14 protein-coding genes are annotated in these 16,294 nt (G+C 61.7%); 9 read left to right on the forward strand and 5 right to left on the reverse strand.

Annotated elements, in window-relative coordinates; all coding sequences use genetic code 11:
- Positions 1-12 precede the first annotated feature (12 nt).
- The 3 genes from OSJ75_RS21745 (at position 13) to OSJ75_RS21760 (ending at position 3,693) form a co-directional block, all read left to right on the forward strand.
- Positions 13-855: an ABC transporter substrate-binding protein gene (locus tag OSJ75_RS21745; protein ID WP_250020005.1), complete on the forward strand. Its 843-nt coding sequence runs from the start codon at positions 13-15 to the stop codon at positions 853-855.
- Between the two features lie 95 nt (positions 856-950).
- Positions 951-2,495 (forward strand): amino acid ABC transporter permease/ATP-binding protein, encoded by a 1,545-nt coding sequence (locus OSJ75_RS22890; RefSeq protein WP_305884372.1) that lies wholly within the window; start codon positions 951-953, stop codon positions 2,493-2,495.
- Positions 2,496-2,541: 46 nt separating this feature from the next.
- On the forward strand, positions 2,542-3,693 hold the full coding sequence (locus OSJ75_RS21760) for an NAD(P)/FAD-dependent oxidoreductase (RefSeq protein ID WP_250020004.1): 1,152 nt from the start codon (positions 2,542-2,544) through the stop codon (positions 3,691-3,693).
- Between the two features lie 132 nt (positions 3,694-3,825).
- Here the strand turns inward: OSJ75_RS21760 and OSJ75_RS21765 are convergent, their stop codons facing one another.
- Positions 3,826-4,713 carry a PfkB family carbohydrate kinase gene (locus OSJ75_RS21765; RefSeq protein WP_267229505.1) on the reverse strand — a complete coding sequence of 296 codons (888 nt, stop codon included), beginning with the start codon at positions 4,711-4,713 and terminating at the stop codon, positions 3,826-3,828.
- 238 nt (positions 4,714-4,951) lie between these two features.
- The gene (locus OSJ75_RS21770) at positions 4,952-6,040 is read right to left on the reverse strand and encodes a LacI family DNA-binding transcriptional regulator (RefSeq protein ID WP_250020002.1); all 1,089 of its coding nucleotides are present in this window, start codon (positions 6,038-6,040) and stop codon (positions 4,952-4,954) included.
- A 261-nt stretch (positions 6,041-6,301) separates the two neighbouring features.
- Between OSJ75_RS21770 and OSJ75_RS21775 the strand changes: the two genes are divergently transcribed.
- The 3 genes from OSJ75_RS21775 (at position 6,302) to OSJ75_RS21785 (ending at position 8,941) form a co-directional block, all read left to right on the forward strand.
- Positions 6,302-7,147: an ABC transporter substrate-binding protein gene (locus OSJ75_RS21775; protein ID WP_250020001.1), complete on the forward strand. Its 846-nt coding sequence runs from the start codon at positions 6,302-6,304 to the stop codon at positions 7,145-7,147.
- Between the two features lie 88 nt (positions 7,148-7,235).
- A complete protein-coding gene (locus OSJ75_RS21780; RefSeq protein WP_250020000.1) occupies positions 7,236-8,153 on the forward strand; it encodes an amino acid ABC transporter permease in 918 nt (305 codons plus the stop codon).
- Positions 8,153-8,941: an amino acid ABC transporter ATP-binding protein gene (locus OSJ75_RS21785; RefSeq protein WP_305884371.1), complete on the forward strand. Its 789-nt coding sequence runs from the start codon at positions 8,153-8,155 to the stop codon at positions 8,939-8,941. Before OSJ75_RS21780 ends, OSJ75_RS21785 begins: the two co-directional genes overlap by 1 nt.
- 4 nt (positions 8,942-8,945) lie before the next feature.
- On the opposite strand, the gene OSJ75_RS21790 is transcribed toward OSJ75_RS21785, so the two are convergent.
- Genes OSJ75_RS21790 through OSJ75_RS21800 form a run of 3 tightly spaced genes read right to left on the reverse strand, consistent with a single transcriptional unit; the run spans position 8,946 to position 11,625 of the window.
- Entirely contained in the window at positions 8,946-9,884 is a 939-nt protein-coding gene (locus tag OSJ75_RS21790; protein WP_267229506.1) for an ornithine cyclodeaminase, read from the reverse strand.
- Positions 9,885-9,894: 10 nt separating this feature from the next.
- Positions 9,895-10,605 carry a GntR family transcriptional regulator gene (locus OSJ75_RS21795; protein ID WP_250019998.1) on the reverse strand — a complete coding sequence of 237 codons (711 nt, stop codon included), beginning with the start codon at positions 10,603-10,605 and terminating at the stop codon, positions 9,895-9,897.
- An 18-nt stretch (positions 10,606-10,623) separates the two neighbouring features.
- Positions 10,624-11,625: an SIS domain-containing protein gene (locus OSJ75_RS21800; protein WP_267229508.1), complete on the reverse strand. Its 1,002-nt coding sequence runs from the start codon at positions 11,623-11,625 to the stop codon at positions 10,624-10,626.
- 148 nt (positions 11,626-11,773) lie between these two features.
- Here OSJ75_RS21800 and OSJ75_RS21805 point away from each other — a divergent pair, with 148 nt between their 5' ends.
- The 3 genes from OSJ75_RS21805 (at position 11,774) to OSJ75_RS21815 (ending at position 16,259) form a co-directional block, all read left to right on the forward strand.
- On the forward strand, positions 11,774-13,258 hold the full coding sequence (locus tag OSJ75_RS21805) for an FAD-dependent oxidoreductase (RefSeq protein WP_267229509.1): 1,485 nt from the start codon (positions 11,774-11,776) through the stop codon (positions 13,256-13,258).
- 98 nt (positions 13,259-13,356) lie between these two features.
- Complete coding sequence (locus OSJ75_RS21810; RefSeq protein WP_267229510.1) at positions 13,357-14,196, forward strand: sugar phosphate isomerase/epimerase family protein; 840 nt, start codon at positions 13,357-13,359, stop codon at positions 14,194-14,196.
- A gap of 11 nt (positions 14,197-14,207) precedes the next feature.
- Entirely contained in the window at positions 14,208-16,259 is a 2,052-nt protein-coding gene (locus OSJ75_RS21815) for an FAD-dependent oxidoreductase (RefSeq protein WP_267229512.1), read from the forward strand.
- Positions 16,260-16,294 lie beyond the last annotated feature (35 nt).

Consider the following 16,294-nt stretch of genomic DNA (forward strand, 5'->3'; position numbering starts at 1 on the left):
GAGGAGAAGAACATGAGCAAAATCGGCATTTTCGCACCCTTGCTTTCGCCCATTCGTAGCGGGGTGATGGCGTTGACGCTTCTATCCGTCAGCTTCGGAGCGGTCGCACAAACCCCTGCCGCCGAAGGCAATCCCTACAATCTGATCGACCCAAAGGTGATCAGCGTCGGCACGATGGGAGATTCCAAGCCTTACGCCTTCACTACGGCAGAGGGGGAATTCACCGGCTTCGATATCGAGTTCTTCCTCAATGTCGCCAGCCGCCTTGGATTTCAGAAAGATCAGGTCATCTTCACTGGTCAGGAATTTGCGGCGCTCCTGCCTTCCGTGGCCAATGAGCGCTTCGATGTCGCCGTTGCCGCGATCGGTACGACCGACACGCGCAAGAAGACCGTCGATTTTTCTGACGGCTATCTCGCGGGTTATCTCTCGGTGCTGACGCCGGATACAACGATCACCTCCGCCGATGGCCTGAAAGGCAAACGGCTCGGCGTGGTGCAGGGAACGCTGCAGGAAACATATGCTGAGAAGAATTTCGGGGAAGCCGACATCGTCAAATTCCCCGATAACAATTCCGCCGTTTCGGCTCTCAACAACGGGACCATCGATGCGCATTTTCTCGATTATGAGGCTGCCAAGCAATATGGCGACCGCTATTCCGATCTGAAAATCGCGGTCAATATTCCGTCTTTCGACGCTCCCGCCGGTTTTGTCGTGCGCAAGGGGAATGAGGCATTTCGTGAGGCACTGAACGGCGCCCTTCATGCCGCGATGCAAGATGGAACCTGGAAAAACCTGTATGAAAAATGGTTCCCCGGCTCGCCGATGCCGGACGCTTACCTTCCCAAGCAATAGACTCATGCCGGTCTTTGCCATGGGCGGACGCAGGACCAAGCGATAGCTCGTCCGCCCGCACAGGGCACTTGGGGCACGACAGTAAAGGGGATTAAATGAACTGGCTTGAGAACCTGCGCCGCAGTTTCCTCGACTGGGAGGCGATGGCGGCGGTACTGCCGAACATGATCACCATCGGACTGAAAAACACGTTGATACTGGCAGCGGCCTCCACCGTGCTTGGGGTGGTCATTGGCATGGTGCTCGCTGTGATGGGGATCTCGCAGTCGCGATGGCTGCGGATACCAGCTCGTATCTATACCGACATCTTCCGTGGGTTGCCCGCGATCGTCACCATTCTTCTGATCGGCCAAGGCTTCGCTCGCATCGGTCGCGAACTCTTCGGACCGTCACCCTATCCGCTCGGCATCCTTGCACTTAGCCTGATCGCCGGTGCCTATATGGGAGAGATATTCCGCGCGGGCATCCAGAGCGTCGAACGCGGGCAGATGGAGGCGTGCCGGGCGCTCAGCATGAGTTACGGCCAAAGCATGCGACTGATCGTGATACCGCAGGGGATCCGGCGCGTGCTGCCGGCGCTCGTCAATCAATTCATCGGCAACGTAAAGGATTCGAGCCTCGTCTATTTCCTTGGCCTGCTTGCATCCGAACGCGAGATCTTCCGTGTGGGACAGGACCAGGCGGTCGTCACGGGCAATCTGTCACCACTGCTTCTGGCCGGCGTTTTCTATCTCGTCATCACAGTGCCGCTGACGCATCTCGTCAACTATATTGACGACCGCCTGAGGCTCGGCAAGCAGCGCGGAGGTGGACCCATCACGAGCGGTCTTGCCGAATTAAGCGAATTGGACGATTCCGGCGCCAATGCCACGGGTCAAATATCCGGGCACCGTAGCGAAACCCGACCCCAGTTCAAGGGTGGCAGCCTCCAGATCAGCGATCTCGCTATGGCTTATGGCGATGTTGAAGTATTGAAAGGCGTCAATCTTACCGTCAGGCCGGGCACCGTGACTTGCATCATCGGTCCGTCGGGTTCGGGCAAATCGACCTTGCTGCGGTGTATCAACCGGCTAGTCGAGCCGAGGGCCGGCGACGTGCTCCTCGATGGGGTGAGCATTCTGGCTATGAAGCCGGAAAGACTGCGCCGGCGTATCGGGATGGTATTCCAGCACTTCAACCTGTTTCCGGACCACACGGCCCTTCAGAACGTCATGCTAGCGCTCGTCAGGATCAAGGGCATGCCCCGGCAGGAAGCCCAACGGATTGCCGAGGCGCGGCTTGCCGATGTGGGGCTCGCTTCCCGCCAGCACCACCGACCTGGCGGCCTTTCGGGCGGCCAACAGCAACGCGTGGCGATTGCTCGTGCTCTGGCGATGGATCCGGAAGTCATCCTTTTCGATGAGGTAACGAGCGCGCTTGACCCCGAACTGGTAAAAGGCGTGCTTGACCTGATGGCAGATCTCGGGCGGCAAGGCATGACCATGGTCGTCGTCACGCACGAGATGGGCTTTGCCCGAAAGGTCGCTGACCAGGTCGTCTTCATGGATGAGGGCCGGGTAATCGAAGCCGGCACGCCATCCGCCATTTTCGACAATCCCGGCAGCGCACGGCTAAAACGCTTCCTGGCCGAGGTCCTCTGATGAACCAGGCCGTGATGATCTCACGAAAACCGCATAGAACGACAGAATGAAAGTACACGACATGAATTCACTCTCTCCAACGTCGAAGCCCGTTTCCAGAGTCATCGTCATAGGAGGCGGCATTTTCGGCATCTCATCGGCTGTCCACCTTGCCCGCCTCGGCATCCCGACGACGCTCGTCAATAATGGCCCCGTCGCGAACGGTGCGTCGGGGCGCTCGCTCGCCTGGCTCAACTCGTCGCGCATGCGTTCGGAAGCGTATCATCGTCTGCGCATGGTAGGGATCGACCGCTATCGGACATTGGCCGCGAAATATCCCGATGCGTCGTGGCTGCGCTTCGAAGGAGGACTCACATGGGACGCCGATGACAGCACCAATGAGATCGCCGACGTTTATGCCCACGAGCGGCTCATTGGATATGACGCACAGCATGTCGTGCCGGACGGAATCGCGGCGGTCACTCCCGGCGTCGATGCCCGGGCTGTGACGCGGCAAGGCGCTCTATTCAATCCCGGCGAAGGCTGGGTCGATCTGCCGTCGCTGATTGAGCTTTTACTGGAAGAATTCCTGGCGCGCGGCGGCAAACTCGTCTCCGATTCCGGCCGTGCCGAGGTGGTGATCAAGGATGGACGTGCCAGCGGGGTTATGACTGCCAGTGGAGCGAGCTTCGAAGCGGATGCCGTGTTGCTGGCGACGGGTCCGGATGTCCCGCGCATGGTGAAAAAAGCAGGACAGCACATTGCCGATGCCACACCGATCGCGCTGCTCGTGCGGACGACGCCGGGCCAGCACGACTTGCGTGCGGTCCTCAACACGCCTCGCGTGGCGATCAGACCGACACCGACAGGCGGCCTCGCGCTCGATTCCGCCTGGTCAGAAGAAGAGGTAGTCACGCGGCCGGACGGTAGCTATGAGGTGAAAAACTCGACGCTGCAGGGCTTGCTTGATGAGGCCTCGAAAGTCCTGCAAGGCAATCCGACACTGGAAATTGAAAGCTATGGCGTTGGCCCCAAGCCTATTCCGGGTGACGGCGATCCGGTTTTCGGGGAACTAAAAGATATTCCGGGCTACTACGTCGCATTCAGCCACAGCGGAGCCACGCTTGGGCTTATCGCCGGAGAATTATTGGCCGGGGAGATCGCCAGCGGCAACCGGCATCCACTTCTGGATAGCTTTCGCCCCGAACGGTTCGGATAACGCGAATTCGGGGCAGGTATCCAGAGTTCTCTGGTCCGGCCAACCACCTGAAAATCGAACTTTCAGGTGGTTGGTGGTGAAAAGATCGAGATTTTTTGGCGGGGCAAACAAGTCCTGCTTCCAGATATCCCGCTAGGCTTCTTCGGGTGTTCGTGCGGGGCGGGTGGTGCGATAGACCTCTTCCAAGCTCATCATGTTTGAAAGGTCGACGCTCATGGGAGCCCCGTGACCGAAGGCACCGCGCATCAGGCACGTTTGCGCGGCGGCTTCCGCGGCTTTTGTTAAGACGGCCTCCGGCCGGACGCCGTCAAGTAGGCCGACGAGGACGTTGGCAATATAAGTGTCGCCGGCTCCCAGCGTGTCGATAGCATCGACCGGCTCAGCCGGAACCTCCACGATGCCAGTTTCGCCGGCGAGAAGAGCGCCTTCGACGCCGCGGGTGACGAGGCACCAGCGGGCCCCGGCGGTGCGGGCACATTCAGCCAGCACTAGCGCCTCCTTGCGGGTGGCGCTGCCGGCGGAAAACGCGATCAGGAAGCAATGCGGTGCCACTTGGGCGATACGTTCGGGATCGTGGACAGTAGCGAGATCGTACGAGATCTTCGTCAGTTCGGCAAAGCGGGGCAACCAGGCGTCGACATGGCTCGATCGGCCTGTATGAACGGCATCGAAATCCGAAAGCCGCGCCAGGTCGGCCCGCGACGGCGCGATTATCGAGACGCCGAGATTGGCGCCAACGAAGACGCGGTCGCCGTCTTGTGTCTCGATCACGCAATAGGCGGTCTGCCCGGGTTCAATCCGCAGCGATGCCACGTCAACGCCTTCGTCGATCAGGGCCCGTCGGATCAGGGAACCCGCATCGTCATCGCAAACGGCTCCCACATAGGCCGTTTCGGCGCCGGCGCGGTGGGCAAACACCGCATGGTTGATGCAGTTCCCGCCGGGAAACATCAGGTTCTGGTCGCGATAGCAATCGACCACATTGTCACCGAAAGCGAGAATTCTAGCGGGACGCGGCATCGGGAGGACCTCCTGAGAACAAAACTGAGAACGTTCTCAATTACCGAGCTACATCTAAAAAGGCAACTGGTTCCTACACGGGGTGCGCCGAAAGTGGGCGTGAGTGCTGGAGAAGGAAGGGAACGGTCCACGCCTGTCGGAAGCAAGCCGCTGGTGCCGCCTTTCCGAGAAGCGTTGAAAGAAACGGTATCGGCCTTCACGCGCAGGTTCAATTCTGTTCCCGTTGCGTCTTGCCGGATCAGAGTTGGGTGACGGAGCCGCGTTTGATCAGTTCAGCGGGCATAAGTACGGTGCGCGGCGGATAATCCTCGCCGTGGATGCGCTCTAGCAGCATGCGCGCGGCGGCTTCGCCCATGGCGAGCCGTGGCTGCGCAACGGTGGTGATGCCAGGACGGTGAAAACTCATCCAGTCGAGATCGTCGAAGCAGACGATCGAGACATCCTGGGGAATCGAGAGCTTCAGGTCGGCCAGCGCCCGCATGGTTCCCTCCGACATGGTGCCGTCGGTGGTGAAGAGGGCGGTCGGCGCCTCGGGGGCTGTCATAAGGCCGGGCACGACGGCGTGCGCGGCCAGGGCGGAATAGCTCCCGGCCCTAAGCGTCAGGCGCGGATCGATGGCCAAACCCTCGATCCGGTGCGCGCGGACATAGCCGAGAAGACGCTGCCAGCTCGGGTAGAGCATCTCGCTTTCGATGGGATCGCCGGCGATGGCGCGGGTGAGGAAGGTCTCCAGCCCGCCGTCTTTCTCGTCCACCAGTTCCGCCACGATGCCGATCCGGCGGTGGCCGGCGGCGATCAGGTGGCGCACGGCCTGTTCGGCCGCCGCGATGTTGTCGGTCGCGACACGATCGACCATCAGGCCGGCGACGGCGCGATCGATCAGCACGAGTGGAACGCCCATGGCCTTGAGATTGTGCAAATGCCGCGCCTTGCGCGTGTCGCTCGGGGTGACGATCAGCCCATCCACCTGTTTCTGAGCGAGAAGCTCCACCGAACGGACTTCCTTGGTCTGGGCTTCGTCGCTGTTGGTGATCAGCAGGCCGAAGCCGTTGGCTTCCGCGACGTTGGAAATACCGCGCAGGACCGAAGCATAGAACGGGTTCTGGATATCGCCCGCGACGACCCCGAGCGTGCGGGTCTTGCCGGTGATGAGGCTGCGCGCCAGCGCATTGGGCCGGTAGCCGAGGCTCTGAGCGGCCTTGAGCACCTGTTCTTTCTTGTCATCGCTGGTATAGCCGTAGCCGCCGAGCACGCGCCCAGCGGTCGCCGTGGAAACGCCGGCTGCCCGCGCGACATCCGTAATCGTTGCCTTGCTTTTCGGAGCCACGCGGCAATTCCTCTCACATTTTTGCCCTGCCAAAATGAGAATCTTATCATGTCCGGATCGGAGAAAATGGCAGCACTTTTTAGGTGTTACCAGATAGGCGGCGATTTTCAATGCCTATAACCGCCGTTAAGCGCGAAAACGGTGCTTGACGGGGAAGCAATGTCCGTGTCTCATATGTGAGAACGTTCTCGTGACTTTTATAAGGGGAACTGGAGAGCGCCATCCCGAGCCCGCTGGGTTCGCTAAAACAAGGAGGTCGTCATGTTGAAATCCATTCTGGCCGGATGCGTCCTGAGCGCGATCCTGGCGATGCCGGCGCTGGCCGATGTCATTCCGGCTTTGCACGATGCGCTGCCGCAGGAATACAAGGACAACGGCATCAAGGCCGCCGTCTTTAACGACTGGGCGCCGGACGAGTATCAGGATGCCGACGGCCAGCTGAAGGGCTGGAGTGTCGATATCGCCAAGGAGATGGAGCAGCGCCTCGGTGTGACATTCACGTTCGAGGGCACGAGCTTCGACGCCATCGTTCCGGGCCTACAGTCCAAGCGTTTCGACGCTGGCTTCTCGTCTTTCGGCACCACGGCGGAGCGCCTGAAGACGCTCGATTTCGTCTCGCAACGCCGTATCGGCACCTCCTTTGCCTATCCGAAAGACAGCACGCTCGACATCAAGTCGGCCTCCGACGCCTGCGGGTTGACGGTCGCGGTACTCAACGGCTCATGGGATATCGGCCTACTCGAAAAGCTGAACGCCAATGAGTGCAAGAACAAGCCGGTTGTCATGCAGACGCATGGCACGCAGGCGCAGGCAGAGCTTGCCGTTCGCTCCAACCGGGCGCAGGCGACCGTGGGCGGATCGGTGAAGCTTACCTATATGGCAAAGCAGACCGGCGACCTCAAGGTATCCGATCTGGTCCTGTCGCCGGTCAACAGCTGCATCGGCGTGCGCAAGGGCGACCCACTCGGCCAGGTGCTGACGGACACGATCCAGTCGATGATCGATGACGGCACCTACGAGAAGATCATGACCAAGTGGGGCCTGAACGACAGCGGCATGCTGAGCAAGGCACTGTTGATCACGGAAGAGCATCCGGCCGATCTCTGAAACAATTGTCTGCCCTATGCAAAACCACTTCTGGCGAAGCCTGCTTGGTGCCGGATCGGACAGCTCAAGACGACAGCAAGGAATGACGATGTCTGAAAAACCACACTCGCGCCCCTCCATCCATGATGTGAAGCCTATTGCGCTGCCAAAGGTCGGCCACTGGATCGGCGGTGTGGTGCTTGCGATATTCGCCGTCGTCTTCCTGCAGGTGCTTGTCACCAACAAGAACATGCAGTGGAACGTCGTCGCCGAATATATGTTCAGCCCAGCTATCCTCTCCGGTCTCGGCATGACGCTGCTGTTGACGGCGCTCGCCATGGTGCTGGGGCTTGCAATCGGCGTCGTGCTCGCCATCATGCGCCTGTCGGCCAGCAGCGTCTTCCAGTCGGTCAGCTGGGGCTGGATCTGGTTTTTCCGCGGCGTGCCGCCGCTGGTGCAGATGATCTTCTGGTATAATCTGGCCTTGCTCTTGCCGGAGATATCGATCGGCATTCCTTTCGGCGGGCCGAAGCTCTTTTCCTGGAATACCAACGAGCTCATCACGCCGTTCAGCGCCGCCATCATGGGCCTTGCCTTCACCGAGAGCGCCTATGCCGCGGAAATGATCCGCGCCGGCATCCAGGCGATCAATGCCGGCCAGACGGAAGCCGCCGCCACCCTCGGGATGACCCGCGGCCAGACGCTTCGCCGCATCGTGTTGCCACAGGCATTGCGCATCGTTATTCCGCCCATCGGTAACGACACGATCTCGATGCTGAAATTCACCTCGCTCGTTTCCGTACTGGCGTTGCCCGATCTGCTCTATTCCGCCCAGATGGTCTATGCGCGTACCTATCAGACGGTGCCGCTGCTATTAGTCGCCACCGTCTGGTACCTCGTGCTCACCACCGTCCTGACGGTCATCGAACATGCCGTCGAGCATCGATTGAAATCCGAACATCACGCGGGCAAGAAGAAATCCGGCGGCATGTTCCGCCTGTTCGCGCACCAGCAGGAGACCCTGTGATGAACACCGAGCCGACAGTCCAACCCCTGCTGAAGGTCGAGCGCCTGCGCAAGAGTTTCGGCACCCATGAGGTGCTTCGCGGCATCGATGTCGCGGTGATGCGCGGCGACGTGACCTGCATCATCGGCCCTTCCGGTTCGGGCAAGAGCACGCTGCTGCGCTGCCTCAACTATCTGGAAAAACCTACGGGCGGCGCGGTCTTCCTCAATGGCGAGCCCGTCGGCGTGCGCTGGAAGGGCGACAAGCTCCTTGAGATGAGCTTCAACGAGCTTGCACGCCAGCGCCAACGTATGGGCATGGTGTTCCAGGGGTTTCATCTTTTCCCGCACAAGACCGTGCTTGAGAACGTCATCGAGGCACCGTTGCTCGTCAAACGCGTGCCGAAATCAGCGGCGGCGGAAGAGGCGATGGCACTCTTGGAGCGCGTCGGCATGAAGGAGCGCGCACACTATTATCCGGCGCAGCTTTCCGGCGGACAGCAGCAGCGTGCGGCGATCGCTCGCTCGCTGGCGATGAAGCCCGATGTCATGCTCTTCGATGAACCGACCTCGGCGCTCGACCCGGAGCTTGTCGGTGAAGTTCTCGCCGTCATGCGCCAGCTTGCCGACGACGGCATGACCATGGTCGTCGTCACGCACGAAATGGGCTTTGCTCGGGATGTCGCCGACCACCTGATCTTCATGGATGGTGGGGTGATCGTAGAGCAGGGCCGTCCGGCGGACGTGCTGACACGCCCGCAGCATGATCGCACGCGAGCTTTCCTGGCGCGGGTTCTGGCTGACGCGTGACGCGTCAGCCGAGTGTTTGCGAAAGCGCGGCGGCGGTGAATAGGTCGAGATGCGCGCCGCCGTTATTCTTGAACACGGTGATCTGATCGGCGCTGGTGCGGCCTTCTTTCTGACCCTGCACAAGTTCGAAAAGGTCGGCTTTCACGGCGTCCCAGGTGATCGCGCCTGAAGCGACGGCCTGCGAAAGATCGCCGCCGCCCTGCATGTTGTTGCGGCTGTCGACGAAGATCGTGCCACGCGTCAGGGCCGCATCGTCTGCTTCCCGAAGCGTGGGCAGATAGGCCCCGACAAGATCGAGATGGGTGCCGGGTCGCAGCAGCGCACCCTTGATCAGCGCCGTATCCGACATGGTGACGCAGGATACTACATCGGCGCGGGTGACAGCGCCGTCGAGGTCGTCGCTGACCGTGGCGTCAAGGCCTTTTTCGCGAAGCTGGGCTGCAACGGCCGCGGCGCGCGCCGTGGTGCGGTTCCAGATCGTGACGCGGCTGAGCGATGGGCGTGCCGCCAGATGCGCCGCGGCAAAATGCGGCGCAAGCGCACCGGCGCCGACGATCAGAAGATCTTCCACGTCCTCGCGAGCGAGAATGGCGGCGCCGAGTGCGGAGTCGGCGGCCGTCTTGCGCGCCGTCATGGCCGCACCGTCGGCTGCAAGGAGCGGTCCGCCGGTTTTACCGTCAAACAGCGCCACAAGCCCTTGAACGGCCGGTTGCGGTGGTTGCAGGTCTGCGTTCTGCGGAAAGACACCCACCATCTTCACGACGATCGGTCCGCCCGGCGCCCAGCCGGGCAGGGTGACGAACTGGGCGCCGCGGCCTGCGGGATCGGATTGCACCACAACCTCGGAGGCGGGCATCGGCCCGAGATGCGCCTTGCGCAATGCCTCGATCAGAAAAGGCCAGGGGAGTGCCGCGTGAACGGCGGCGGCGTCAAAGATGTGCATGTCGAACCTTTCAGGACTTGATCGTGTAGGTGACCAGATGGCTTGGAGTGATGAGTTGCGACAGGGCGAGCGGGCGCTCTTCGGCGTCGGTGACGATCTTTTCGATCCGGTAGACCGGCTGGGTGGCCGTCACGGCCAGAATGGCTCGCTCACTGGCCGAGGCAAACCCGACATCGATCTGCCGCTCCGCATGGGCCGGCTCGATGCCAGCCTTGTCCCGCAAGGAGGCGAAGAAGGAGCCTCCGGCGGCAACCGGTTCGATCACCTGCGAAAAGCGCAACGGGTCGAACCAGAGCGTTTCGAGCGTCATCGGCAGCCCGTTATCCTCCAGCAATCGGTCGAAGCGGATCAGTGCTCCGGCCTGCAACCGGGCTTGGATGGCCGGAGCTTCGGGGTTGTCGACGCGCGCGAGGATGCGGTGGCTGGCCTTTCGGCCGAGCCCATCCATGGTCTCCGAAAAGCCGGACAACGAGACGAGCGTCTGGCGCATCTTGCCCGGCATGACGATGGTGCCGCGGCCCTGCTGTCGCTGCAGGCGGCCATCGGCGCAAAGCTCGCCGATCGCGCGCCGCAGTGTGATCCGGCTGACGCTATAGCACGCCATCAGCTCTGGTTCGGCGGGCAGGAAGCTGCCTTCCGCGAACTGGCCGGTTTCGATGCCGGCCAGAAGCGAGCGGCGGACCTGTTCATAGAGCGGCAAAAGGTTTGATTGGTCTTTCATCCGCTCTTCCAGGCTTTCTCAGTAGGTGATCTTCTTCATGTAGCGCCGCGCCTCAAGCATTTCGTGATTGCGCAGCTCAGCAATCTTATAGGCGAAACGCCAGAGCGTGTCGAAGAAGATCAGCGGCACGACATTGCCCTGGAATTGCGGATCGATGCCCGAAAGATCAAGCTTTTCGGCGTCGAGAACCAGAATGTTCTCAGCCGAACCGAAGCGATGCAGGAATTCGTCGGCGCGTTGTTCCAGCGGCCGTGTGCTGTCGAGACCCTTCATGAGGATGAAGGCGCGATCCTTATCGAGCACCTCGAAGGGACCGTGGAAAAACTCGTTGGCATGGATGGCCTGGCTGTTGATCCACTGCATCTCCATGAGCACGCAGATGGCGAAGGAATAGGCCGCGCCGTAGCTCGCACCGCTGGCGACCGTATAGACCACGTCTTCCTTGGCGAAGCGCGGCGCATAATCTTCGAAGACAGGCGCGAAGGTGGCATGCGCACGGTCGATGGCAGGCTGCAGGGCGGCAAGGCTGCCGATCAGTGTTTCGGTGAGATTCTCGCCGCCGGTGAGCGCAACGAGGCCCATCACAATCTGATATATCCGCGAATAGTTGCTGTCCTTCGCGTCGATCGGCACGCCGGTCGTGTAGGGTGCGTCAAAGCCGACCACATGATCGACGGCCCTGCCGAGCGGGGAGGCAGGCTCGACCGTCAGTCCGATCGTGGTGGCGCCCCTCGAGCGGGCAAATTCGGCCGCAGCTGTGGTTTCTTTCGTGGTGCCGGTCATCGAGCAGAGAATGACCAGCGAATTCTTGTCGAGCGACCGCGGTGCGCGGGCGACGAACTCAGCACCATTGTAGACATCCGAGGGCAGCGGTGCGTGCTGGTCGAGGAGGAACTTGGCCGGATACATGATCGACAGCGAACCACCGCACGCGACGAAGAAAACATGTTTCAGCGAATTTGCATCGAGGGCGGAGAGCGCGGCGGTGACGCCGGCGTCAAAGGCGGAGGGGAGGGGCATGGTCGAACCTTTCTATATGACGTTATAATACGTATTATATTTCTCAAGGCGACGTCAAGCGGACTTGACACCATCGGTAAAATTTTGCGAACGTTCTCATATTCTGCGTCAAAGAATGGTGCGCTTCGGCGTTGAACGGGAGTTGAGCGTGACCCAGATTTACGACACCGTGGTTGTTGGCGGCGGCATCATTGCGGCGGCGGCGGGCCAGCATCTGGCGGCGGCGGGCTATCGCACGCTGCTTGTCGAGCGCAATGACTATGGCTCTGGCACCTCCAGCAAGACGTCACGATTGCAGCACTGCGGGCTCGGCTATCTCTCGGCTGCCAGCGGATCGCTCGCTGCGTTTTTCGCCCGGCCGCGCAGCGCGATCGAGTGTTTGAGCCTTATGCGCCGCTCGATGCAGGGGCGGGCGGAGTTCGTGCGCATGGCGCCCGAGCGGGTAAAGCCCGTCACCTTCATTGTTCCGCTGACGCCGGAAAACGCCATTCCCCGCTGGAAGGCGCGGCTCGCCTTTCGCCTGATGGCGGCGAGCGACGGCGGTCAGGTGCCGCTCAATCTTCGCATACTGTCGGCGAAAGAAGCACGGGCACATCCGGCGCTTCAGGGCATGGCGGGGCTGCAGGACATTCGCGGGGCGATGAGTTTTATCGAATACCAATATCATTGGCCGGAGCGCATCGTCGTCGATACGATCATGAAGGCGCGGGCAATCGGCATGGAGGCGCTGAACCATACGGCAGTGACGGGGCTGGCGCGGCAAGGCAACCTCTGGAGGGTGACGCTGACGGCCGCCGGGGGTTCGCAAGATGTTCTGACCCGCGCAGTCGTCAATTGCGCCGGTGTCTGGGTCGATGAAATCACCACTCTCGCCGGGGCGCCACATCTGCGCAAAAATACTGGCGAGAAGGGCACGAACATCGTTGTCCGCCTGCCAGAGAGCCTGCGCGGCTTCGGTTTCGAGACCGTGACCGCGGCGGGCGCCCCTTTCTACCTGATCCCCTGGGGCGAGCTTCATTATGTCGGGCCATGGGATGCCGTCTCGGATGGCCGGCCGGAAGGGTTTCGCGCGACGGAGGCGGAGATATCGGCCATTCTCGATCAGCTCGGCCGCCTGTTTCCGGGTTTCGGTCTGAACCGCGAAGACGTGCTCTATGCCTGGGCCGGCGTGCGGCCGCGCAGCCTTGCCAGGGACGGCAGGAGTTCCGCACCAACCGTCCGCGAGCATGATCTGACCGATGAAGGCCTGCCGCATGTCTTCACCTTCACCGGCGGTCTGCTGATGACACACCGCGACGCCGGGCGACGGCTGACGCGTGCCGTGCATCGTCGGCTGCAGCCATCCGGCCCATCGCATCCGCTCGATACGCCATTGCCGCCGCTTCCGAATATGGATCATGTCACGGAAGCATCTGTCGCCCATGCTGTCCTCAACGAGCAGGCGTGCACACTTTCAGACATCCTGCGCCGCCGCCTTTCCGTGGGCTGGGAGGCGGATCTTGGCCGGCGCCACGCGGAACTGGCCGCGGAATTGGCCGCGCCGCATCTCGGCTGGAGCCGGGAAGAGGCGGAGGCGCAGGTGGCCGCATTCATCGAGGAGACGACGACCGAATTCAGTCTTCGGATGCCGTAAGGCGGCAACAGTATTGGAAGGCCTGCAATTCAGAAAGAGAACGTTCTCATAAAACTGGCGAAAATTACCGCATCGGCGGCACTGGAGGAGTACGAATCTTGGCACTCAATGAACGCAGTATCAGCGTGATGAATTTTCACTATGTCAGGCATACGCTGGACCGGTTTCTGGCCGATGTCTGCGAGGCCGGTGTCTCCCGCATCGAGCTTTGGGCCGCCGCGCCGCATTTCTATATCGGCGACAAGACGCTGGCCGACGCACGTATGTTGGGACGAAAGGTGCGCGGAATGGGCCTCGACATTGTCGCCTTCACGCCGGAGCAGTGCATCTATCCCATCAACATTTCAGCAAGGGAACCGGAACTGCGCGACCGCTCGCTGCGCTATTTCCTCGAGTCGATGGAATTTGCCGTCGAATGTGGTGCTCCGGCGCTGTTGGTGACGGCAGGCGGCGGCTATCGCGACGAGCCGGTGGAGCAGGCGCTGGAGCGCTGCGTCGATTCCATGGGCACGCTCTGCGACCGCGCCCGGAAGCTTGGCATCAATCTGTGGATGGAGTCGTTGCCGGATTCCTTCGCAAACATCATCCGCTCGGCCAGGGAAATCTGCGAACTGATGGACAAGCTGGACAGTCCCGTGCTCCACGCGGTCTATGATGTGGCTGGCGCAGTGATGACCCATGAGACGCCGCAGGATTATTTCACCCATCTCGCCGGCCGCGTCGCCCATGTGCATTTCACGGATTCAGATGCCGGCGGCAGCCATCTCGCTTGGGGCGACGGCATAATCGATCTCAACCAACTGGTAGCCTATCTGCGCAGCCAGAACTACGAAGGCTCGCTGACGGTCGAGCTGACCAACTGGAAATACAATGTTGATCCCACGCCCCCCTTGAAGCAATGCGTCGAGGCCATGCGCAAGGCCCTCGGTCCGGCATAGGCGGCGCGGATATGGAGAAGGAAAATCCAGCCGCCGCGCCGGCAGGGAAGGCCGATCCTTTGCTGCGGCCGCTGCAGCTGGGGCCGATCACCCTGCGCAACCGGGTCATGAGCACCAGCCACGAGACCGCCCTCGACGAGGGCGGACATCCGCTGGACGCCTATCAGCGCTATCACGAGGAGAAGGCGAAAGGCGGACTTGCGCTGACGATGTTCGGCGGCTCTGCGCGCATCTCCGCCGATACCAGCTGGGGCGGCACGCAGCTCGACATATCGAGCGATGCGATCGTCCCAGTTTTCCATGCTTTCGCCGAACGCGTCCATCGCCACGGTGCGGCGCTGATGTGCCAGATATCCCATGTCGGCCGGCGGGCCAACGCAACTGTCGGTGCCTGGCTTCCAGCGCTCGGCCCCTCCCATTCGCGCGAGGATTATAACCGCAACTTCGCCCATGAGATGGACCGCCATGATATAGCGCGCATCGTGCGCGACTTCGGCCAGGCGGCGCGGCGAGCGCGTGAAGGCGGGCTCGATGGCATCGAGACGATGACCGGCGGTCATCTGATCGGGCAGTTCCTGTCGCCAATGGTCAATCGCCGCACGGACGAATTTGGCGGCTCGCTTGAAAAGCGCATGCGTTTCCTGCGCATGGTGCATGAGGAGATCCGCCGGGAGGTCGGCAGCGATTATCCGGTCGGCATCCGCTACACGATCGATGAGGACCACAGGGACGGCCTGAGTTTCGCCGAGGCAGTTGCGGTCGCCAATCGGCTGGAGCGCGAGGGGCTGGTCGCTTTCTTCAACTGCATCTTCGGCCGGTTCGACACGCGCCGCAATCTCCTGCTCTACAACATTCCCGACATGACGGCTGTCTCCGCACCGTGGCTACATCAGGTGGGGGCCTTCAAGGCGCAGACGGGTCTGCCGGTATTCCATGCCGCCAAGATCGCCGATGTCGCAACGGCGCGTTACGCGATCGATGCGGGGTTGGTCGATATGGTCGGCATGACGCGGGCGCATATGGCTGATCCACAGATCGTCAACAAGCTCCGCTCGGGCCGTGAGCAAGAGATCCGGCCCTGCGTGGGCGCTTCGCACTGTCTCTACCGCCCGGTCCACTGCATCCACAATCCGGCAACAGGCCGCGAGACCTGGTTGCCGCAGGTGATCGAGCGCTCGCCGCAGGCGGGCCGCCGGGCGGTCGTCGTCGGCGGTGGGCCGGCGGGGCTGGAGGCGGCGCGGGTGCTGGCCGAGCGGGGACATCATGTCGTGCTGCTGGAGGCGACCGATCGGCTTGGCGGGCAGCTGGTGCTGGCCGCGAAAACACGGCTTCGCCGCGACCTGATCGGCATTGTCGACTGGCGCATCGCCGAACTGGAACGGCTCGGCGTGGAAATCCGGCTTAATGTCTATGCGGAGGCGGCCGAGATTCTCGCCGAAGAACCCGATCTCGTCGTTGTCGCCACCGGCGGCGTTCCGGATTTCGGTCCTGTCGCCGGCTACGAGCTCTGCCTCAGTGTCTTCGATGCGCTCGGCAATCCGACGCAGATTGTCGATGACGTGCTGATCTACGACGCCACAGGCCGCCATTCCGCGCCTTCGGTCGCTGCCGAAATGGCCGCCGCGGGAAAGCGCGTGACATTTGCTGCCCGCGATCCGTCGGTTGCGCCGGAAATGGAACATCATTCGAGCATCACGTACCGCAGGGCGCTCGCCGAACGGGATGTTCGGGTGCTGCTGGAATACGAACTGGTTTCGGTAAGCATGCGGGACGGGCGACGCGAGGTGGTGTTACGCCACCTGCTGACAGGGCGGGAAATCCGCGAGACCCATGCGCATGTCATCGTCGAGCACGGCACCGTGCCGGTAAACGACGTCTTCGACGAACTGCGCCCGCTCTCGCTGAATGATGGCGCCACGGACATCGAAAGCCTGCTGGGCGCGGCGCCTTTGCATGCCCCGCCAGCCGCCGGCTTCGAATTGCATAGAATCGGCGACGCCGTCAGCAGCCGGTCGGTCCATGCCGCCATGCTGGATGCCCTGCGGCTCGCGGTACTGTTCTGAGGATGCTTTGATGTTAAACGGGAGTTCATAGCCCT

Origin of the sequence: Phyllobacterium sp. 0TCS1.6A, from assembly GCF_026420825.1 — a bacterium.
Lineage (GTDB): Bacteria > Pseudomonadota > Alphaproteobacteria > Rhizobiales > Rhizobiaceae > Phyllobacterium.

Coding starts and splice junctions, on each gene's coding strand:
- OSJ75_RS21745 (WP_250020005.1), top strand. CDS start 13: ATGAGCAAAATCGGCATTTTCGCACCCTTGCTTTCGCCCATTCGTAGC.
- OSJ75_RS22890 (WP_305884372.1), top strand. CDS start 951: ATGAACTGGCTTGAGAACCTGCGCCGCAGTTTCCTCGACTGGGAGGCG.
- OSJ75_RS21760 (WP_250020004.1), top strand. CDS start 2,542: ATGAAAGTACACGACATGAATTCACTCTCTCCAACGTCGAAGCCCGTT.
- OSJ75_RS21765 (WP_267229505.1), bottom strand. CDS start 4,713: ATGCCGCGTCCCGCTAGAATTCTCGCTTTCGGTGACAATGTGGTCGAT.
- OSJ75_RS21775 (WP_250020001.1), top strand. CDS start 6,302: ATGTTGAAATCCATTCTGGCCGGATGCGTCCTGAGCGCGATCCTGGCG.
- OSJ75_RS21780 (WP_250020000.1), top strand. CDS start 7,236: ATGTCTGAAAAACCACACTCGCGCCCCTCCATCCATGATGTGAAGCCT.
- OSJ75_RS21785 (WP_305884371.1), top strand. CDS start 8,153: ATGAACACCGAGCCGACAGTCCAACCCCTGCTGAAGGTCGAGCGCCTG.
- OSJ75_RS21790 (WP_267229506.1), bottom strand. CDS start 9,884: ATGCACATCTTTGACGCCGCCGCCGTTCACGCGGCACTCCCCTGGCCT.
- OSJ75_RS21795 (WP_250019998.1), bottom strand. CDS start 10,605: ATGAAAGACCAATCAAACCTTTTGCCGCTCTATGAACAGGTCCGCCGC.
- OSJ75_RS21800 (WP_267229508.1), bottom strand. CDS start 11,625: ATGCCCCTCCCCTCCGCCTTTGACGCCGGCGTCACCGCCGCGCTCTCC.
- OSJ75_RS21815 (WP_267229512.1), top strand. CDS start 14,208: ATGGAGAAGGAAAATCCAGCCGCCGCGCCGGCAGGGAAGGCCGATCCT.